A 22,227-nucleotide genomic window follows, 5' to 3' on the forward strand; every position below is an offset into this window, starting at 1 on the left:
AGAACGATAGCTGGATCACACTGAGCCAGTTGAAGTATCTGTATTAGAATTTTACTTTTCAGAGATCGAAAATAAGCTTAAAGAATGAGAAAAACATTAGCAGTCCTTACATTATCCACGCAGATTATTTTTGCTCAGAATATATCGCAAAAGCTTGATGAAGCTACCAAAAACCTAATGAATTCATCATCTGCAATTTCATCCAATCTTTCATTTTATGTTTCAGATGAAAATGGAAATTTTGTCTACGAATATCAGGGCAATAAGGGGCTTTCAACAGCGTCCACACAAAAGATATTCACGGCTGGTGCAGCTCTGGAAGTTTTAGGCAAGAACTATACGTACAAAACGGTTTCAGCCTATTCGGGTAGTATTTCGGGAGGTAATTTAAAAGGTGATCTGATAATCAGTTCTACAGGCGATCCTACTTTGGGAAGCTTGCGATATGATGCTTATAAACCAGACAATTTTAAACAGAAATTAATTGAGTCCATTAAGAAAGTCGGAATTTCCAAAATTTCAGGTGATCTCGTGATCGACGATTCTTATTTTGATCACCAGACTATTCCTGGAGGCTGGCCGTGGGATGATCTCGGAAATTATTACGGGGCGGGAGTCTGGGGAGTCAACTGGCGCGAAAATCAGTTTGATATCAACATCAGTGGAAATGAAATTAAAAGCTTCTCTTATCCGTTGGAAGGAGTAAGCTGGCTCAATGACGTAAAAGTTGGAGGGAATTCCGATCAAAGTCTGATCTTTACAGCACCTTATTCAAATGTAGCATTAATTAACGGGACTTTACCTGCAAAAACACTTACGGTTTCCGGTTCAACACCTAATCCGCCATTACAATTAGGGGTTGAAGTAAAACAATGGCTGAAAGATTCCGGAATCGATTTTTCAGGAAAGGTGATTACAAATTCCCAATTGGAAATTGAAGGAAAGAAAACCATACAGATTCCGGGAAATAAAGTTATTCTTACTTATGAGTCGCCAACACTGGACAAAATCATTTATTGGTTTTTAAGAAAAAGCATCAATCTCTATGGTGAAACTTTAATTAAAACTTTAGGCAAAGAAAAGAAAGGGAATTCTAATTTTAAAACTGGAGTTGCGTATTTAAAGGAATTCTGGAAATCAAAGGGGATCAATACGAATATGATTAATTTCGCTGACGGAAGCGGACTTTCACCACAAAACTATGTTTCAGCAAAAGCAGAAGTACAGGCTTTGCTTTATGCAAAGAAACAACCCTGGTTCGAATCTTTCTACGACGGTTTTCCTGTTCAGGGCAACGGTTTGAAAATGAAAAGCGGAACCATGCGGGATACCAAATCTTTTGCCGGGTTTCACACTTCAAAAGATGGAAAAAAATATGTATTTTCCATTATCATCAATAATTATCAGGGAAGTGGAAGTACCGAATTGCAGAAGATCCTGAACGTTTTAAAATAATTACTTTGAGAAAATCAATATTTGCAAGGCTGAATAACTGGATCATTTTTATCCTCATGACGATTGTTGTATTGACGATTGTTATTGCTTCTACCTTTCTTTTTAATTTTCTTAAAAAGGAAGAGATTAAGAGGGTCGATATTTTGGTAAGTGCCTTAAAATTTCAGCAGGAAGTTGAGACTCCAAGTTTAGAGGTTCAGGCATTACTTCTCCAGATTTATAGTTCAAATACAACCATTCCTATGATTATTTTAGATAAAAATGATCAGATAATGGAACATAAAAATATACCTGCCGATATTGGAGATGATCCGTCTCAGATTATAGCGCTGGCAAAGAAAATGGAAAAGAGCTATCCTGCAATTGAAATTAAGGTTCCAAATGGAAATAATCAATTTGTATATTATGACAATTCGGAATTATTAAATAATTTGCAGTATTCACCTTATATTTTAGGAGTTTTTATTCTTTCGTATTTCGTATTTTCTTTTTGGTTTTTCAGGACCATAAAAAAAACAGATGAAGGCTATCTCTGGGCTGGGCTGGCAAAGGAAACAGCACACCAGATCGGAACTCCGCTATCTTCCATGATCGGCTGGATGGAGATTTTGAAACTTGAAGATCCGGACTCCGAAGGTGTTCATGAAATCGAAAAAGACATTGAAAGATTGAAGACCATTTCCGAAAGATTCTCTAAAATCGGGTCGGTTCCTGAACTGAATGATACAGACCTTAATAAAACCATCGAAGATAATTATAATTATTTGCGGACACGTATTTCCAAAAAAATCAATTTTGGGCTTCATCTTCCTACCTACACGGTTACTGTTCCGCATAACAAAATTCTGATGAGCTGGGTGATCGAAAATCTGATAAAAAATGCTGTTGATGCTATGAGAGGAGAGGGCGCTATCTCTATGTCTGTCACTGAACGTAATAAAAATATCATCATTGAGGTACAGGACAACGGAAGCGGAATGACCAAACAACAGGCACGGAATGCTTTCAAACCGGGCTATTCAACTAAAAAAAGAGGTTGGGGCTTAGGTTTATCACTCGCAAAAAGAGTAATTCAGGAATATCATAATGGTGATATCAAGATTGCTCAGACAGAAGTTGGAAAAGGCACGACATTCAGGATAATGATAAAAAAAGCCTGATGTCATCACAAAAAAAGCGGAGAAAAATTCCCCGCTCAGATATTTTAGTTAAAAAATTATTTTTTTCCAGCCAGCCACTGATCCTGAAGCTTCTTTTCTTCCGGAGTCGGATTAGCTTTAAACTGTAATGTTTCCATTGTCATTTTATCAAGAATAGCCTTTCCTTTAAGCTCCATTTTTTTATTATCCCTTAAAATGGTTACGGTTACATTTTGTCCTTCTTTAATGGTTTTGGAGTAATTGATGAAGTCCTGAATATTCTGGATATTGATCGTTTTACCGTCTAAAGCAACAATCTTATCCGTGATTTTAAATCCGATACTTTTGGCGAACGGAGACAGTGCAGAACTTTCATCAAATATGAAGGCATTCGCTTTATCATCATATCCTGTCTGGTTCGGATCTTTAATAAACCAGAAGATTGGCGGCGTTTCCTGTTTTTTCAATTCTACTCCCACCATATTCAAATATTGCGCATATGGAGTCGGTTGGCTTCCTGCGATATATTTATTATAAAAATCTTTTATCTGAGGATAACCTGTTACAGTAACCAGTTCATCAATTAGTTTATCATCTTTAAAAGGTTTGTTTTCACCGAATCTTTGGGACAGTTTTCGGATCATATCACGATATCCCCATCTCACCATTGGAAAGTTTTCTGAGTTCAATATCAAGACACATCGCCAGAAGAGCTCCCTTTTCGTAGACATTTCTGTATTGATCTTTGTACTCATCTTTAAGAACATTTTTACTCATCACCGTGAATGGCATGGTATCGTTATAGTTCTTAGAGTTGGTTATTTTTTCATTCATTCTTTGAAGGAATTCATCCTTTGTTATCAAACCTTTCTGAATCTGGAAAAGATTGGCAAAATATTCCGTCCCGCCTTCATACATCCACAGATGCTGAGACATTTTCGGATCTGCGTAATCAAAATGATGAATCTCTTCGGAATGCGTTTTCAACGGATTTACCGTATGGAAAAATTCGTGAGATACAACGTCGGTAATGGTTTTATCGATTGCTTCCTTCGGCATCATTTCAGGAAGTACAACACTTGTAGATTCATGATGCTCCAACGCCCCGAAACCTTTAATCTGAGGCCCGTCTCCTCCCGCAAGATAAAGCATGATGGCATATTTTTTATTGGTATTCATATCTCCCAGGAATTTCTTCTGAGCAATTACCATTTTTTCAAGATTATCTTTAAAATCTGCCGCCTTGTATTTTCCGGAAGGGGAATAAACGCCAAGCACAAGATCCATCCCACCTGCATTGAAGGTGATATAATCCGGTTTAGTGTACATCAATGGAGAGTCCGTAACTTTTGCATAATTGGCCAGAGTAAACGTATCGGTAGCTTCAGATGTATCCTGATCGACCAAAGCGGTTGTTCCATAAAAATCTGTTGGCTTCTGAATTACGAGTTGATAAGGTACATCCTGCATATTGTCGATATAGCCGACGAATCCGTGGGTATTGATAAGATAAACTTTCCCCGCTTCGATATCGGTTCCGGAAGGTGAGAATACAGCTTTATGCTTTGAAGTATCCATCTCATCATCGAAACTGTCGTTGACCAGATACGTAACTTTAGATAAATTCTGAGCATTTTTAAGGGAATAGGTGTTGTCATTAACTTTCGTAAATGCGAGCTCTTTTCCTTTATTATCTAAAAATTTAATGCCTTCCACAAATCTTCCGTAATCATCCACAGAATACGTTCCGGGAACGGTTTTCGGAAAGTGAAATTTTACATCTCCTGATTTCACTTTAGGAAAATCCATGGTGACAGCTACTTTATCATCTTTTACGTTGACCAGGTCAATCGTTGTTTTTATAGATTGGGCATTTGCCAAAAATGCAGTCAAAATACCTAAACTAAGTGCAATTTTTTTCATTGAGTTTAAAATTATAGTTAAATAGTTGCTGAAAAAATGATTTTGTTACGGAAATGAATATTAAATTTTCATAAAAAAGGCAAATTCACTATTAAATGAATCTGCTCTTTTCAATTACTGCACTTTTTTATAATGAATATAATAATTATTATTGAATTGTACAGGGCTTCCTTTCTTCAGTTTCACAGTTTGCCACTGTTCGGTAGGGTTTATGGTTTGCTCGCCGTCGATTCTTATGGGGAGTTTCAGGTTCTTTATCGTATTGGTGTACCTGAATTTCAGCTCTTCTCCTTTTTGAGAATATTCCAGAGTCGGAATGTTTGTTGTTCTTAAATATTGATTAAACACGCTTGAAAAATCAATTCCGGATTTTTTTGAAATATAATCTTCAATCTGCTTTGTTGTGACAGTCTGGTGATAAAAATCTTTATTGATTCCTCTCAGAATCTGCCTGAATTTATCATCATTATTAATAACCTGACGAATCGTGTGAAGCATACTTGCGCCTTTAGCATACATATCGCCGCTTCCTTCATTTCTCACTCCGTATTTTCCGATGATAGGAGTGTCATTTTGAATAGTTTTCCTGATTCCCTGGGCATATATATCAGCTGATTTTTTATCCATATATCTTTCAGTGAACAGAACTTCCGAATAATTGGTGAAGCTTTCATGAATCCACATATCTGCCTGATCTTTCGCGGTGACATTGTTGGCAAACCATTCATGACCACTTTCGTGGATGATGATAAAATCCCAGTTTAGTCCGACACCCGTTCCTGAAAGATCTCGTCCCAGATATCCGTTCTGATAATGGTTTCCATAGGCTACGCTGCTTTGGTGCTCCATTCCAAGATAAGGTGACTCAACGAGTTTATAAGAATCTTCGTAAAAAGGATACGGCCCGAACCAGTATTCAAAAGCGGAAAGCATCGGCTTTACTTGCTGAAACTGTTTTTCAGCCTTGTCAAGATTGTAATCTAATACCCAGTAATCCAGATCAAGTTTTCCTTTTTCTCCACTAAAAGTATCCTTAAAATTCACATATTTTCCGATATTAGGAATAATAGAATAGGCATTAATCGGATTTTTAACTTCCCAGATATAGGAAGTTTTTTCGCCCTCCGTCTTTTTGCTGATGAGCCTTCCGTTTCCGACACCGACAAGATCTTTTGGAGTTATAATTTTCATTACGATACCATTGTCGGGTTCATCGCTCCATATATCTTTGGTAGGAAGCCAGATCGAAGCTCCGATTCCTTCATCTGCAACGCTCATCCACGGATTTCCTTTTTCATCCTTTGTGAAAACCCATCCGCCATCCCAGGGTGCATTTTTAGCAATCGTTGGATTTCCGGAATAGGTAACATCGATGGTGTATTTTTCGCCTTTCTTAAATGCTTTATTAGTTTTGATCCAGATAAAATCACCATCCTGTCTGTAGTCTGCCATAGGAAAGCTGGCTTCTACTTTATCAGCTTTCATAGGCTGTTGAAGATCGATCTGAAATGTAGGATTGGTAACATCTTTAATAATCTCAAAGCTGATTTTATTGTTTCCTTTAATGCTTTTTGCAGCAAAATCAGGTTCTACAGAAAGATCATATTTTTTGACATCCCAAAAGTTTCTGAATTCTGTATCGGAGCCTTTTAAAGTATCCTGTTTTGTGAAAGTTTTCCCTTTTTCAAAGAACTGTCCGAAAACAAGTCCTGAAGCAAACAAAAGCGTATATGAAAGTTTTTTCATCTGAATTAAATTAATCCTTCAAAAATAGAAAATTAATTGATTGTAAACTGTAAAACGGGAAATAGTTTGCGTGGGTTATGTTTAAAAATTTAATCTGTTGATATAAACAAAAAATCCCGCAGAAAAACCTACGGGAATATGATAAAGTTGATCTTCTGTTATTTTTGAACAGCCGGTAAATTTCCAGCCGCTTTCTGTACTTTTTTATAGGTGTAAGAACACATGATGATACTGAATTCATAAAGTAGCAGCAGCGGAAATGCAGCCATCATCATGCTCAGAACGTCTGCCGGCGTAATAATTGCGGCAACAACCATAATAAGAACAATTGCATGACGACGGTATGTTTTCATGAATTTTGGGGTGAGAATTCCGATGGTCGTCAGAAAATAAATAAGAACCGGAAAAAGAAAAATTACCCCCATTCCCAAAACTACCTGTAAAAAAAGGGTGGTGTAATCACTAAGGTCATAAAGAGGAATGATAATATCTGAAATTTTGAAAATAACCCCAAAATTAACCGCAAAAGGAAGAATAAGGAAATATCCGCATAAAACCCCTGTCATAAATAAGATCCATACCGAATTAATAATGAATATGGAATTTTTCCTTTCCTTAGGATGCAGCGCAGGGCTGATGAAACGCCACAGTTCCCATACAATGTAAGGAAAAGCCAAAACGATTCCTCCAAAAATGGAAACTGCCATCATTACATTAAACTGCTGATACAATTTGCTGGCACGCACCGGAAAATCTTTCGGAAGATGAATACTGTCTTCTCCCAAAATCATTTTGGAAAAGTGATTGACAATTTCAAAGGTGGCAAAATCGTTTCTGGTAGGACCGAAAAATATATGATCCATAATCCAGTTGATATTAAAACCAATGATAACCGCTGCAATGATGATTGCAAGAATACAACGGATGAGGTGACCTCTTAATTCTCCAATATGTCCCCAAAAGGACATGTCTTTAACATCACTCACAGATAATTTTTTTAAGATTTCAAATTTATGAAAAAGTTTCGGTATTGTGTGAAGTTAAATATTTCTGTATAGGCTTCAGCCTTCCACCTAATTGATTCCTTCATCCAACAATTTGTGAATATCAATAATCCCGAAATATTTTCCGTTTTCTGTAACCACAAGCTGCCCGATATTATTATCCTTTAAAATTTTCATAGCTTCTTTTGCCAATGCGGTTCTTTCTATCGTTTTCGGATGGGCAGACATGATGTCTTTTGCGAGAACTTTTGAAATATCGTCGCCTTTCAGAAGCATTCTTCTTAGATCGCCGTCTGTGATAACACCAATAATTTCATCTTCTTGAGTAACTACCGTGATACCGTGTCTTGAAGCGCTTATAGAAATAATAACATCCTTTATAGTATCGTTTTCACTAACCTGGGGCTTTTGGGAAGAAAGGAAATCATCAACTTTTGAAATTAAATTTTTGCCCAGACTTCCACCGGGATGGAATTTAGCAAAATCATTGGCTTTAAAATCATTCATTTCCATTAAAGCAATGGCTAAAGCGTCTCCCAAAGCCATCTGTAGTGTTGTTGAACTTGTCGGGGCAAGTTTATTCGGACAGGCTTCCATATCAACATGAGTATCCAGAATAATTTCAGAAAATTCTGCCAGCTTGCTTTTTTTATTTCCTGTCATGCCTATAAGTGCAGAAGAATAATCTTTCAGATAAGGAACAAGATTTACGATTTCCGGTGAATTTCCGGAATTTGATATGCATAAAACAACATCCTGCTTCTGAATGACACCCAAATCTCCGTGAATCGCCTCTGAAGCGTGTAAAAACTGAGAAGGTGTTCCGGTAGAATTTAAAGTTGCCACGATTTTATTACCGACGTGTGCTGATTTGCCGATTCCCACAACGATAAGCTTTCCCTTTGCAGAGTGAATTATTTCTACTGCTTTCACAAAATCATCGCTTAATCTGTCACGTAGTTTTTCAAGTTCTGAAATTTCTATTTCTAAAGTACTTTTCGCTATTGAAATAATATCGGCTCTTTCCATTTTACTTATATGAGGCATATAAAAATTACTCAAAAAAATGTTATATCTTTAAAAGAATTTTTAATATAAATTTTATTTTTTATAAATTCGTTCGCTTTTATTTTAAGCGAAAAATTCATAACTTTGGATTAGATGCAAATTTAGCAATAAAATTAGATGAGCGCAAAAAAAGCCAATTTATCAGGCGAATTGAAAAGATATTTCGGATTCTCTACTTTTAAAGGGCAGCAGGAACAAATTATAGACAATCTACTTGATGGAAAAGATATATTTGTTTTAATGCCTACCGGAGGTGGTAAATCCTTATGCTACCAGCTTCCGGCACTTATTTCCGAAGGTACTGCTATTGTAGTTTCGCCTTTGATAGCATTAATGAAAAATCAGGTGGATGCAGTAAACGGACTTTCATCTGATAACGGAGTTGCACATGTTTTAAATTCATCATTAAATAAAACACAGACCAAGCAGGTTTTCGACGATATCAAAAGTGGTAAAACAAAACTTCTTTATGTGGCTCCCGAATCTCTTATTAAGGAAGATTATCTTGAGTTTCTGAAAGAAGTGAAAATATCGTTTTTTGCCATTGATGAAGCCCACTGTATCTCAGAATGGGGACACGATTTCAGACCCGAGTACAGGAATCTCAAATCTATTATAGATAAAATTGCCGATGTTCCGGTGATTGCTCTTACAGCCACTGCCACTCCCAAAGTTCAGGATGATATCCAGAAAACACTAGGGATGACGAATGCATTGGTTTTTAAAGAAAGTTTCAACAGACCTAATCTTTATTATGAAGTTCGTCCGAAAGTCAATATAGATAAGGAAATTGTAAGATTCATTAATCAGAACAAAGGAAAATCGGGAATTGTATATTGTCTGAGCCGTCGTAAAGTTGAGGAATTTGCCCAGCTTCTTCAGGTAAATGGAATTAATGCTTTACCCTATCACGCAGGTCTTGACCAAAAAGTAAGGGTAGCAAATCAGGATAAATTCCTGATGGAAGAGGTTGATGTGATCGTTGCTACTATAGCATTCGGAATGGGAATAGACAAACCGGATGTACGTTTTGTAATTCATTACGATTTTCCGAAATCTCTCGAGAGCTACTATCAGGAAACAGGAAGAGCCGGCCGTGACGGAGGAGAAGGGTACTGTCTGGCATTTTATGATCCGAAAGATATTGAAAAACTGGAAAAATTTCTTGCCCAAAAGCCTGTTTCGGAGAGAGAAATCGGATTACAGCTTTTGAATGAAGTCGTAGGTTATGCCGAAACTTCCATGAGCCGACGACAGTATATTTTGTATTATTTTGGTGAAAACTTTGATCCTGTTCATGGTGATGGAGCCAAAATGTGCGACAACTCATCTAATCCGCCAAAACTAAAAGATGCAACCGATGATCTTAAAAAAGTTCTGGAATTAATAAGAGATACGGGCGAAAAATTTAAAGCAAAAGATCTTATTTCAATCATTTCAGGAAAAGAAACTGCTGTTACGAAGTCCTATAAACTGGAGCAGACTTCTTACTTTGGTTTTGGAAAAGAAGAAAAGGACAACCACTGGAAAACTATTCTAAGACAGGCTACTGTTCAGAATTTCCTTCAAAAGGATATTGAAATGTACGGTGTTTTAAAAATTTCTGAAAAAGGAAGGCTGGTTTTGGATGGAAAGCTGGAACACTCGTTCATGATTGCTGAGGATAGAGAGTTTGATCTTACACAAACCAAAGCCGAAAGCGACCAAATACAGATGCAGTCGGCAGGAGGTTTAGACCAGAATCTTTTTAACCAGCTGAAGGAACTGAGAAAAAAAGTAGCTAAAAAACATGGAATTCCACCTTACACGGTCTTTATGGATCCCAGTCTTGAAGATATGACGGTTCAGTATCCGATATGTCTTGAAGAGATTGCTAAAATTTACGGTGTTGGTGAAGGAAAAGCCAGAAAATATGGTAAAGAATTTGCCGATTTCATTAATAAATATGTAGAAGATAATAATATAGAGCGTACTCAGGATATGGTTCTGAAACAGGTAGCGAACAAATCCAGTCACAAGGTGTTTATTATTCAGAGTACGGATAAGAAAATTGATCTGGAAGATATCGCGAGAGCTAAAAACTTATCGATGGATGAATTGCTGAAAGAAATGGAACGCATCGTTTACCAGGGAACAAAACTGAATATCGATTATTATATTGAAGATAATTTTGATGAAGATATTGTGGATGGTTTCATGGAATTTATGACCGAATCTGAAAGCGACAGTATGAAAGTTCTGCTTGATGAATTTGGAGACGAACTTTCTGATGAAGAAGTAAGAATGCTGAGGATAAAATTCATTAGCGATGTTGCCAACTAAAACAACTTAAAACAAAACAATAAATAATTTTAAAAGAAATTCTTCCGACGGAGAGTTTCTTTTTTATTTAAAATGATTCTTTCATTCCTGTAAAAATATCATGTATATCATACGTTAAAAATCATTAATTGTAAGCTTACATTGAAGGTTAACGAAACTTTTTACTAAATTTACACAGATGAAAAAGATTTCAGTTATATTTATTCTTCCGGATCTGGAAACAGGCGGCGCAGAAAGGATTGTTACCACCATTGCAAATCATCTTTCACGGGATCGGTTTGAAGCTAAAATTTTGCTTTTGCGTAAACAGGGTGGATATCTTAATTTTCTCCGTGAAGACGTTGAGGTAATTGATCTTAATACCAAAAGAATACGACATTCTTTAAAGCCTATTCTGGGCGAAATCTACCGAAGAAAACCCGATGTTGTATTTTCTGGTTACGGTGAGGTCAATGCTTATTTATCTCTTTTTATTAAACTTTTTCCAAAGACAAAATTCATTGCCAGAGAGACAAATGTCGTTACAGAGCATGTGAAGAGAAAGGAGATAAGATTCTTTTATAATTTTTACAATAATTATCACCGAATCATTGCCCAGAGCGATGATATGATGAAAGATCTAATTAAAAATTTCAGGATTAAATCCAGCAAGATCATTAAAATAAATAATCCTGTGGACTTTGATTTTATTGAAGACAAACTGGCTGTTTCTGAGAAACCGGAAAGCTTTAAATATAATTATAAAAATGTTGTGGCCATAGGAAATTTGTCTGCCAGAAAAGGTTTTGATAATTTATTAAAAGTTTTCTCAAGGCTTAAAAATGAAAATGTTCTGCTACACATTTTAGGAGACGGCCAGGATCGGGAAATTTTACATCAGATGAAAGATTTTTTAGGACTTAAAAATGTTATTTTCCACGGCAAACAGGAGAATCCTTATGAGTTCTTGAAATATGCGGATCTGTTTATTCTCTCCTCAAGGTACGAAGGTTTTCCAAATGTTTTATTGGAGGCAGGAGCTTGTGGAACATATTCTCTTGCCAATAATTGTCCTGGCGGAATTAACGAAATCATACAAAGCAACATCAACGGAGAGATTTCAGATATTGAAGATCACGAGATATTTTCTCAGGATATAATGAGAATTCTTCACAATAGTCATGACAATATCGCAATTAAAAACTCAATAAAATCAAGATTTTCTAAGAATATCATCTTAGATAAATATGAGAAAGTACTGTTGGATCTTGTAAAATAGTTTGCCCGAAGCCTTCTTATTTTCCTTATTTTTGGCATCATTAATTTAAACTCATTTCATTCATGATTAAAATGCAGAAAATAGGATGCAGCTGTGAAAAACCTACCTCAAACTACACTGAATACAGAAGTTCTGAATTAGGCACCGATCATACCAATGGAAGATATGCGGAAGTGAGTTTTCAACAATGTAAACTTTGCCAGAGAATTTGGATTCATTATTTAGTGGAATTTGAACATTATTCCAAGTCGGGAAGATGGTATAAAGGAATTGTTTCCAAAAAAGATCGCCCGAACATCACCCCTGAAAATGCTGTAGAATATCTGGAAAGCCTTGAATGGTACGTCTACGGAGGCTCTTATTTTGAAAGTACAGGAGAATTTGGACAGGGAAAATTGAATGTGGATTGACTTACAGTAAGTAATATGCGGCAAGCATAAACTTGAGGCTGGAAGACAATACAGCGTTTTATTTGATACCAATTAAAATATTTGCAATACTTTAAACTCCCATCACCCATCTTCCCTTTCAAAATTTGACAAATCTCACTTTCTCACTTCGTAATTAATCTGTAAATTTGTAAGAATTAAAGAGATAATAATAAACAAATTCATAAAATAACATGAGTCAATTCGATGTTACCGTAATCGGTTCCGGTCCTGGTGGTTATGTTGCTGCAATCCGTGCCGCACAATTAGGTTTCACAACAGCAATTATTGAAAAATATCCGACTTTGGGAGGAACTTGTCTTAACGTTGGTTGTATTCCGTCAAAAGCGCTTTTAGACAGTTCAGAGCATTTTGAGAATGCAAAGCACAATTTTGCAGGTCACGGAATCATTATCAACGAACCTCAGGCTGATATCGCAAGAATGATCGAGCGTAAAAACGAGGTGGTAAAGCAAAATACAGATGGAATCAACTATCTGATGAACAAAAATAAAATCACTGTTTTTGAAGGAGTGGGAAGTTTCGAATCTGCAACTCAGATCAAAGTAACGAAAAACGACGGTTCTACAGAAACGATCGAATCCAAATATACAATTATCGCGACTGGTTCAAAACCATCTTCTTTGCCTTTCATCAACATTGATAAAGAAAGAGTAATTACTTCTACAGAAGCTTTAAATCTTAAAAAAATTCCTAAGCATTTAGTAGTAATCGGAGGTGGAGTTATCGGTCTTGAATTAGGTTCCGTTTACTTAAGATTGGGCGCTCAGGTAACTGTTGTTGAATTTATGGACAAAATCATTCCTGGAATGGACGGAGCTTTAAGTAAAGAATTAACTAAAGTTCTTAAAAAACAGGGGATGAAATTCATGCTTTCTACGGCGGTTTCAGCGGTGGAAAGAAATGGAGATTCTGTGAAAGTTACTGCTAAAGATAAAAAAGGAGAAGAAGTAGTTGTAGAAGGAGATTATTGTTTAGTTTCTGTAGGAAGAAGACCTTACACAGATGGTCTTGGATTAGAAAAAGCGGGTGTTGAGCTTGACGAAAGAGGAAGAGTGAAAGTAAACGATCACCTTCAGACGAATGTTGCCAACATTTATGCTATCGGAGACGTTATTAAAGGAGCGATGCTCGCTCATAAAGCGGAAGAAGAAGGAGTTTTTGTTGCTGAAACTTTGGCTGGCCAGAAACCTCATATCAATTATAATTTAATTCCCGGCGTAGTTTATACATGGCCTGAAGTTGCAGGAGTTGGTAAAACTGAAGAGCAATTGAAAGAAGAAGGTGTTGCCTATAAAGTAGGATCTTTCCCAATGAGAGCTTTAGGAAGAAGTCGCGCAAGTGGCGATGTTGATGGTTTGGTTAAGATCATTGCAGACGAAAAAACGGATGAAGTTTTGGGAATGCACATTGTTGGAGCAAGAGCGGCCGACCTTATCGCAGAAGGTGTCATTGCTATGGAATTCCGTGCAAGTGCTGAAGATATTGCAAGAAGTTCTCATGCACACCCGACATATGCTGAAGCCATTAAAGAAGCGGCTTTGGACGCTACGGCGAAAAGACCAATTCATATGTAATCTTTAAAAAATATTTAAACTAAGGCTGCATCATCATTGAGAGCAGCCTTTTTTAATACCTCAACTCAAAAGTATTAAACCCGTTTACTCTCAAACTTATTTTCCGTACCTTTACCGACTAATTTTACCATCAATGCAACTCGGAAAAACTCAGACTTTAAAAATTTCAGATAAAAATAATTCAGGATGGATCTTAACAGACGAATCAGGTGAAAAAGCATTTTTACCTAAGATTTTCATTCAGGAGGACAAAGAAATAGATGACGAAATTGAGGTTTTTGTATATCAGGATGATAACAAACTAAAAGCAACCACAGAAATTCCATTAGCCGAAGTAGGTGAATTTGCTGTGATGAGCTGCGTGCAGAGTCTTCCGAGCGGTGCCTTTATGGACTGGGGAATTATAAAAGATTTGTTTATCCCATACAAACAGCAGAAAACCAAAATTGTTGAGGGAAAAAGATATCTCGTTCATATTTATGTGGACGAAGATCTTGAATTGATAACCGGAACAACAAAGTTTAAGAGAAATCCACAATACCAGGATCTTCCGCTTAAAAAAGGAGATAAAGTTGATCTTATCATGATGAACGAAAGCGAATTGGGCTGGAATGTGGTCATCAATAAAAAATATATCGGATTAATTTACAGTTCTGATGTTTTCAAAAAATTATATCCTCTGTCTGAAGAAATCGGCTACATTAAAGAAATAAGGGAGGACGGGAAAATTGATGTTTCATTACAACCTCAGGGCTTTGAAAATATCGATGAATTTAAAAAGAAAATTCTTGACAGATTAGAAGAAAACTACGGATTGCTTTATCTTTCGGATAAGTCTTCTCCCGAAGAGATCAAAGATGAAGTACAGATGAGTAAGAAGAATTTCAAAAAAGCCATTGGTGGACTTTATAAGGATAAAATCATTGATATTCTTGAAGATAAAATCAAATTGTTATAAAAATGAAAAGAGCAGAAATTTCTGCTCTTTTTTGTTATTTTTTCTCTTTCAAAGACACTGTATCAAAAGTGTATAAATTAAAAAGTTAGGCTTGGATTTATAATCTGAGCCTTTTTAAATAATATAAATTCACTTAGAATGATTTTTTCAATGTGCATTCTTAGTCACTTTTTAAGAAAGAGTACAACTGATATTATAATAACAGCAGTTTAAAACATGATGCATATCATAATAATTTCATTAATTATTTTGTTTAACAATTTTGTCAAAACGATTGATTGATTTATATTTGCACAAATTTGTTTAACAAAAATGTCAAATCAATCAAAAAAAGACCAGACACAGGAGCTAATAAAAGAGACCGCGAAGAATTTATTCTTTGTGAAAGGGAAGTTTGATGCCACCACACAGGAAATTGCCGATGCAGCTGGTGTCAACAGAACGCTGATTAATTATTATTTCCGTTCGAGAGATAATTTAATTCAGATTATTTTTGATGAAGCTCAGAAAGTAGAACACGAAAAATCTGAGATCATTATGAATTCCGATCTGCCATTCAAAGAAAAGATTGCGCAGTTCATCGAAGGAAGTTTGTCTACAAGTCTTCAGTATCCATATCTTGAAACATATATCGTATCGCAGATCAATAAAGGAAACTGCCAGCAAAGAGATATCGAAGAAGATGAACTGAATAAATTATACAAAGAAGTAGAAGCAGAAATGGAATTGGGAAACATCGAAAAAATGAAGCCGATCCAATTTGTGCTTAACATGATTTCATTGTTAGTTTTTCCCAGTGCCGTTCGTCCGTTGCTGATGGAAAACCTGATGATCGAAGAAGAAGAATTCGATAAGATAATTTCAGAAAGAAAAGACATCATTTTGAATATGTTGTTTAAAAATTAAAAAATGTTAAAGTATTTTAAGAAATGATTCGTCCTTTAGAAGTAACATCCATCAAGAAACTAATTTACATTAAAAAATAAACGAAGTATAAGATTATGAAAAAACGTATAACTGCAAAAAAGCTAAAAATAGGAATAGCGACTGCATTTATGATGTTCGGTTTTTCATCGGTGACTGCACAACAGCAGGTTTCTCTTCAGGAAGCCATTAAGCAGGCACTTCAAAATAAGGCAGAAGCCAAGAAAGCTGCCTTACAGATCAAAAAAGCCGAATATAAAATTGACGAAGCCAGGGCAGGCGCTTTACCACAGATCACTGCTACGGCGGGTTTAACCTATAATCCGGTTATTCAGGAATCATTGCTTGAATTCGGAGGAGAAAGAATCAGGGCGCAACTGGGACAGCCTTGGAGTTCTACAGCATCGGTACAGCTTCAGCAGGCGATATTCGATCAAAGAGTTTTTACGGGACTTAAAGCTGCGAAATCAACAAGAGAATTTTATGTTCTTAACGCTCAGCTTACCAATGAACAGATCATCGAGAATGTGGCAACAGCCTATTATCAGGTTTTTGTACAGGAAGAAAATCTGAAAACCGTACAGGCAAGCTACACCAATACGGAAAAAGTAAGAAATGTCATTAAAAGCCTTGTAGATAATGGCCTTGCAAAATCCATTGACCTGGACAGAACAAATGTTCAGCTTACTAATATTGGTTCCAACAGGCAGACTTTGATCAACTCGGTAGAACTTTCTAAGAATGCTTTGAAATTTTATATGGGAGTGCCGATCAGCACGGATATCGAGTTGGAAGAAAAAAGTATTGAACCCAAACCTGAACTGATTTCAAGTAACGTCAATCTGGATAATCGTACGGAAATTAAAGTATTAAATAAAAACAGGGAACTTCTTGTTTTCAATAAAAAAGCAACCGAAGCCTATCTTTACCCTACGGTGAATTTAGTAGCTAATTACGGCTGGGGCGGACAGGGAAGAAAATTTCCTTTAACCAACGGAATAAATAATGGAGTTCTTTGGAGTGATTATTCGGCAATTGGTTTAAATATCAATATTCCAATCTTCACGGGAGGAGCTACGAAAGCAAAGATCAATCAGGCAGAAATCGATATTCAGGATCTGGATCAGGACATTCAGAATACTCAGCTTAGCCTTAGCTTAGATTATAAGAATGCAGTTACCAATATGGAAAATGCACTTATCAATATCGAAAGCATGAAAGATAATGTAGGGCTGGCAGAAAGAGTTCAGCAGAATACACAATCCAATTACCAGTATGGATTAGCGACGCTTACAGAAGTGCTGGATGCAGAAAACGCTTTAACGCAGGCCAAACAGAACTATGCAAATGCTTTACTGGATTATAAGCAGGCTGAAATCAAATTAATCAAAGCAAAAGGAGAATTAAACACATTACAAAACCCATAAAAAACGACAATGAAAAAAACTCTAATATATATCATAGTGGCGGCTGTTCTGGTAGGTTTAGCGGCATACAAAATAGTGAGCAACAAAGAAAAACAGACTCAGGAAGTAAAAGAAGTTGCCAAGCAGGTAGATAAAATCAACGTAAATGTTGTAACCGCTTCAAGAACAAATATTGATACAGATTACTCTGCCAACGGAACATTTATTCCGAAACAGGAATCTAATCAGTCTTCTGAAATCTCAGGTAGAATTGTAAGTGTTTTAGTGAAAGAAGGGTCAAGAGTTGGTGCCGGACAGGTGTTGGCGACCATCAAGAAAGATGCTATCGAAGTAGACGTTACTCAGGCTCAGAATAATTTACAAAATGCGATGATTGATAATCAGCGTTACGAAAACGCTTACAAAACTGGTGGTGTTACAAAGCAGCAGCTTGATAATTCAAGACTACAGCTGAAAAATGCTCAGGCAGCCGTAAGAGCCCAAGGCGTAAAAGTAAATGATGCAAGCATTCGTGCAGGAATCAGCGGTACTATCAACAAAAAAATGGTAGAGCCGGGAATGGTAGTGGCTCCGGGAACGGCTTTATTCGAGATCGTAAATATCAATTCATTAAAACTTTCTGTTTTGGTAGATGAAAGCCAGATCGGTAAAATTCAGATCGGGCAGGAAGTTCCTATTAAAGTAAACGTATTGCCAGACGAATCTTTCAGTGGCAGAATTACCTTTATTGCTCCTAAAAGTGATGCATCACTTAATTTCCCTGTAGAAATTGAGGTTCAAAACAAAGGAAATCTGAAAGCGGGAATGTACGCTACAGCCACATTCAAAACCAATAATGGTGCTGAAACTCAGAATATGCTTACTGTGCCTGCGGAAGCCTTCGTAAACGGAGTAAGCTCAGGGCAGTTGTTTATTGTTAATAACGGAACGGCTAAATTAATCAAGGTACAGACAGGAAAAGTATATGGTGACAAAGTTCAGATTTTAAGCGGGCTAAACGGTGGCGAGCAGGTAATCACCAGCGGACAGATCAACCTTAGCAACGGGTCAAAAATCAATATCGTAAAGTAAGAGAAGATGAAGTTAGCAGAAATATCCATTAAAAGACCATCCCTTGTTATCGTACTCTTTACGATACTTACACTGGGAGGTATATTAAGCTACTCCATGATGGGGTACGAGTTGATTCCGAAGTTTGAAACCAATATGGTAACGATTTCTACGGTATATCCAGGGGCTTCTCCTGCAGAGGTAGAAACTTCCGTGACCCGAAAGATCGAAGATGCCGTTGGATCTTTGGAAAACGTGAAAAAGGTAGAATCTTCATCTTACGAAAGCTTATCCGTAATTATGGTGCAGCTGAACGACGGAGCCGATGTAGACTATGCCCTAAATGATGCCCAGAGAAAAGTAAATGCGATTATTGCAGATCTTCCAGATGATGTAGATGCACCGTCGCTTAATAAATTCTCGCTTGATGATTTACCGATCATCACCATGAGTGTTTCATCAAATAAACTCAATAATAAAGAGCTTTATGACCTTTTAGATAAAAAGATTGAACCGATCTTCTCCCGTGTGAACGGCGTGGCACAGGTTGATCTTGTGGGCGGACAAGAAAGAGAGATTCAGGTAAATCTTGATGAGAAAAAACTTCAGGGATATGGGCTTTCCATAGGAGATGTGCAACAGGCCATTCTTTCTTCCAACCTCGATTTCCCAACAGGAAGTCTGAAGACAAGGACTTCAAAATCTACCATCAGACTATCAGGGAAATACAAATCAATAGAAGAGATGAACAATCTTGTAGTTTCCAATAAAAATGGAGCGCAGGTTCGTCTATCCGATATTGCGACAGTATTCGATTCTCAGAAAGATGTAGAAAAAGTGGCAAGATTTAATCAGTTGCCGACCATTTTGATGCAGGTTAAAAAGCAGTCAGATGCCAATGCAGTAGCAGTTTCGGAAAGTGTTCAGAAGACGATTGCAACGGTGGAAGAAGCGTACAAAGTACAGGGTGTAAAGGTAAAAGTGGTAAATGATACTACAGACTTTACCCTTGAATCTGCCAACCATGTAATTTTTGACCTTTTCCTGGCGATCATTCTTGTGGCTATTGTAATGTTATTATTCCTTCACAGTATCAGAAACGCATTTATCGTAATGGTTTCTATCCCGGCATCATTGGTAGCTACATTTATCGGAATGAATCTGATGGGATATACCTTAAACCTGATGAGCTTACTGGGGCTGTCACTTGTGGTAGGTATCCTGGTGGATGACGCGATCGTAGTATTGGAAAACATTTACCGTCACATGGAGATGGGGAAAAGCAAGATCCGTGCAGCATACGACGGAGCTTCTGAGATTGGATTCACGGTAGCGGCGATTACATTGGTAATTGTAGTAGTATTCCTTCCGATTGCGATGAGTTCAGGTTTGGTAGCCAACATTCTGGCGCAGTTCTGCGTTACGGTAGTAATTGCGACATTATTGTCATTGCTGGCTTCCTTTACCATTATCCCTTGGCTATCTTCAAGATTTGGTAAGCTTGAACATTTAACAGGTAAAAACTGGTTCCAGAAATTCATCCTTTGGTTTGAAAGTATGATCGACAAATTTACACACTGGATTACCGGAATTCTGGAATGGTGTTTAAAAACCACATTAAGAAGAATAATGACGGTAGTAATTACTTTCCTTGTCCTGATTTCTTCTTTCATGCTTGTCATATTCGGGTTTATCGGAGGAGAATTCTTCCCGCCGATCGACAGAGGGCAGTTCTTGGTGCAGATGGAGTTATCAAAAGATGCAACGGTTGAAAAAACAAACCAGCTTACCTTAGATGTTGAGAAGTTCTTAAGAAACGATAAAGATGTGGTAGATCTTATCACAACAGTAGGGCAACAATCTACAGGTTTTGGCGGCGCTCAGGCTACAACTTATCAGTCAGAGGTGCAGGTAAACTTAACGGACAAATCAGAACGTTCTGAAAGCACAAACATTAAAGCGGCAAAAATAAAAAGAGCTTTAGAAGAGAAATTTACAGGAGTTGAATTTAAAACCGCTCCTATCGGAATAATGGGTGCTGAAAATGCGCCGATTGAAATGGTGGTTACAGCACCGGATAACGCAACAGCGGTAAAAGAGGCCACCAGGATTTTAGCATTGCTTAAAAAAGTTCCCGGAGCAGTAGATGCAGAATTATCAACCGACACCGGTAATCCCGAGGTTCAGGTGAATATCGACAGAGATAAAATGGCTTCTTTAGGCTTAAACCTTTCCAGCGTAGGACAAACGATGCAGACCGCATTCAACGGAAATACCGACGGAAAATTCAGAGCAGGGGAGTATGAGTACGACATCAATATCCGTTTCGCAGATGCCAACAGACAGTCTATTGATGATGTGAAGAATCTGATGTTTACCAATCCGCAGGGGCAGCAGATCCGTCTGAGCCAGTTTGCAGATGTAAAAATGGGATCAGGACCAAGCTTACTGGAACGTAGAGACAAATCGCCTTCCGTGAAGGTAAGAGCAAAAGCCGTAGGTAGACCGGTAGGAGACGTAGCGAATGAATGGGCAAAACAATTCATGGATAAACCAACCAAACCTGTAGGGGTAGACTACATCTGGAGCGGAGATATGGAAAACCAACAGGAAGGTTTCGGTACCCTGGGAATCGCTTTATTAGCAGCTATCGTATTGGTTTACCTGGTGATGGTTTCTTTGTATGACAGTTTTGTGTATCCGTTTGTGGTATTATTCTCTATTCCGTTGGCGATGATCGGGGTAATGGTGATTCTTGCCCTTACAGCCAATTCACTGAACATTTTCACCATGTTGGGGATGATTATGCTGATCGGTCTGGTGGCAAAGAATGCGATCCTGATCGTAGACTTTACCAATGCAAGAAAAGCAGCAGGGTCAAATACCCATGATGCGCTGATACAGGCAAACCACGCACGTCTTCGTCCGATCCTGATGACAACCATTGCGATGATCTTTGGGATGTTGCCAATCGCATTGGCAACCGGAGCAGGGGCAGAGATGAATAAAGGTCTGGCATGGGTAGTTATTGGTGGTCTAACATCATCTCTATTCCTTACGCTAATCATTGTGCCGGTGGTATATTCACTTATGGAATCTACTATTAATTTCTTCAGTCGATTATTCAATAGAATTTTTGGAACTAAAATGGGAGAAAAAGTAGACTATGAAGCTGAAATGAAAGCCGATTATGAGCACAGAGAACTAAGTGAAGACGGATATACCCCGAAACATTTAGATTAAATATAGCAACCTTAATTAACCAAAAAACCGTCTTGTAGTATTACAAGGCGGTTTTTGTTTTATGAGCCAAAGGCAAATTGATAATATAATTTATTCTCTTGAGAGCATAATATTGTAAGTAATAAAACTCTGATCTTTACACCGACACAAGGATCTCTCATCGGTCGAGATAAGAAGGTTATCTCGAGCGTGATAAGGTGTTCTCATCGACCGATGAGAACATCTCTCGAAAACGGACAACCTTTAATAGGGTATTTCTTATGATATATTTTTACTCCGGCTTGGGAAAGGTTTCCAGTCGGAGTTTTGGCTTCGGCTCCGCTCAGCCAACTTTGAGAGGGGAGGGTTTTGGGGAGAGTGACTTCGAGAACCTCAGTCACCTTTTAGTTGGAGAGTTTGAAGGTCTGAGGTTTTAGTGTAGAGGGTTTGGGAATGTGAGCGATGAAGAGTTAAGCGTCACAAAAATTCCCCTCCTTTGGAGGGGTGGCAAAAATTCAAAGAATTTTTGACGGGGTGGTTTGAAAAGACCGTCACAGAATGGCTATCATACTTCCAAACACATATTACTAACGATGCTGAGATTGTACGCAACATTATAAATTTCTTGCGAACCATAGCGTTAAAGTATATAGTGAATCGAAGGCTCGGGTTACATTTGGAGGACTGGTGACTGAGCGGAGTCGA

16 protein-coding genes are annotated in these 22,227 nt (G+C 37.4%); 11 read left to right on the forward strand and 5 right to left on the reverse strand.

The features are described 5' to 3' along the window. Window positions 1-84: 84 nt before the first annotated feature. Window positions 85-1,455, forward strand: coding sequence for a D-alanyl-D-alanine carboxypeptidase/D-alanyl-D-alanine endopeptidase (gene dacB / locus BLR30_RS04625; protein ID WP_089855468.1), 1,371 nt, complete (start codon window positions 85-87; stop codon window positions 1,453-1,455). Continuing rightward, complete coding sequence (locus BLR30_RS04630) at window positions 1,455-2,615, forward strand: sensor histidine kinase (RefSeq protein ID WP_228400721.1); 1,161 nt, start codon at window positions 1,455-1,457, stop codon at window positions 2,613-2,615. Before dacB ends, BLR30_RS04630 begins: the two co-directional genes overlap by 1 nt. 56 nt (window positions 2,616-2,671) lie before the next feature. Here BLR30_RS04630 and BLR30_RS17845 read toward each other — a convergent pair whose 3' ends face one another. The 5 genes from BLR30_RS17845 to BLR30_RS04650 all read right to left on the reverse strand — a co-directional run bounded on the left by BLR30_RS17845 (window position 2,672) and on the right by BLR30_RS04650 (window position 8,296). Further along, window positions 2,672-3,262 (reverse strand): PDZ domain-containing protein, encoded by a 591-nt coding sequence (locus tag BLR30_RS17845; RefSeq protein WP_228400713.1) that lies wholly within the window; start codon window positions 3,260-3,262, stop codon window positions 2,672-2,674. Then, the gene (locus BLR30_RS04635; RefSeq protein WP_228400714.1) at window positions 3,240-4,517 is read right to left on the reverse strand and encodes a M61 family metallopeptidase; all 1,278 of its coding nucleotides are present in this window, start codon (window positions 4,515-4,517) and stop codon (window positions 3,240-3,242) included. The genes BLR30_RS17845 and BLR30_RS04635 overlap by 23 nt, the downstream gene beginning before the upstream one ends. 114 nt (window positions 4,518-4,631) lie before the next feature. Beyond that, window positions 4,632-6,263 (reverse strand): M1 family metallopeptidase, encoded by a 1,632-nt coding sequence (locus tag BLR30_RS04640; RefSeq protein WP_089855474.1) that lies wholly within the window; start codon window positions 6,261-6,263, stop codon window positions 4,632-4,634. A 158-nt stretch (window positions 6,264-6,421) separates the two neighbouring features. Then, window positions 6,422-7,249, reverse strand: coding sequence for a twin-arginine translocase subunit TatC (tatC, locus tag BLR30_RS04645; RefSeq protein WP_175443601.1), 828 nt, complete (start codon window positions 7,247-7,249; stop codon window positions 6,422-6,424). A gap of 87 nt (window positions 7,250-7,336) precedes the next feature. Beyond that, complete coding sequence (locus BLR30_RS04650) at window positions 7,337-8,296, reverse strand: KpsF/GutQ family sugar-phosphate isomerase (protein WP_089855477.1); 960 nt, start codon at window positions 8,294-8,296, stop codon at window positions 7,337-7,339. 156 nt (window positions 8,297-8,452) lie between these two features. Here BLR30_RS04650 and recQ point away from each other — a divergent pair, with 156 nt between their 5' ends. The 9 genes from recQ (at window position 8,453) to BLR30_RS04695 (ending at window position 21,543) form a co-directional block, all read left to right on the forward strand. After that, window positions 8,453-10,657 (forward strand): DNA helicase RecQ, encoded by a 2,205-nt coding sequence (gene recQ, locus BLR30_RS04655; protein WP_089855480.1) that lies wholly within the window; start codon window positions 8,453-8,455, stop codon window positions 10,655-10,657. A gap of 178 nt (window positions 10,658-10,835) precedes the next feature. After that, window positions 10,836-11,915, forward strand: a complete 1,080-nt coding sequence (locus BLR30_RS04660) for a glycosyltransferase (protein WP_089855483.1) — start codon at window positions 10,836-10,838, stop codon at window positions 11,913-11,915. A gap of 71 nt (window positions 11,916-11,986) precedes the next feature. Next, the gene (locus BLR30_RS04665) at window positions 11,987-12,325 is read left to right on the forward strand and encodes a hypothetical protein (RefSeq protein WP_175443602.1); all 339 of its coding nucleotides are present in this window, start codon (window positions 11,987-11,989) and stop codon (window positions 12,323-12,325) included. 212 nt (window positions 12,326-12,537) lie between these two features. Next, on the forward strand, window positions 12,538-13,941 hold the full coding sequence (gene lpdA / locus BLR30_RS04670) for a dihydrolipoyl dehydrogenase (protein WP_089855490.1): 1,404 nt from the start codon (window positions 12,538-12,540) through the stop codon (window positions 13,939-13,941). Window positions 13,942-14,074: 133 nt separating this feature from the next. Continuing rightward, window positions 14,075-14,899: a CvfB family protein gene (locus BLR30_RS04675; protein WP_089855493.1), complete on the forward strand. Its 825-nt coding sequence runs from the start codon at window positions 14,075-14,077 to the stop codon at window positions 14,897-14,899. Between the two features lie 312 nt (window positions 14,900-15,211). Beyond that, window positions 15,212-15,805 (forward strand): TetR/AcrR family transcriptional regulator, encoded by a 594-nt coding sequence (locus BLR30_RS04680; RefSeq protein ID WP_089855496.1) that lies wholly within the window; start codon window positions 15,212-15,214, stop codon window positions 15,803-15,805. Window positions 15,806-15,897: 92 nt separating this feature from the next. Beyond that, window positions 15,898-17,250 (forward strand): TolC family protein, encoded by a 1,353-nt coding sequence (locus BLR30_RS04685; protein ID WP_089855499.1) that lies wholly within the window; start codon window positions 15,898-15,900, stop codon window positions 17,248-17,250. Between the two features lie 9 nt (window positions 17,251-17,259). Next, a complete protein-coding gene (locus tag BLR30_RS04690) occupies window positions 17,260-18,321 on the forward strand; it encodes an efflux RND transporter periplasmic adaptor subunit (protein WP_089855502.1) in 1,062 nt (353 codons plus the stop codon). 6 nt (window positions 18,322-18,327) lie between these two features. Further along, a complete protein-coding gene (locus tag BLR30_RS04695; protein WP_089855505.1) occupies window positions 18,328-21,543 on the forward strand; it encodes an efflux RND transporter permease subunit in 3,216 nt (1,071 codons plus the stop codon). Window positions 21,544-22,227: the final 684 nt, after the last annotated feature.

The organism is Chryseobacterium taeanense, from assembly GCF_900099685.1.
Taxonomy (GTDB): Bacteria; Bacteroidota; Bacteroidia; order Flavobacteriales; family Weeksellaceae; genus Chryseobacterium; species Chryseobacterium taeanense.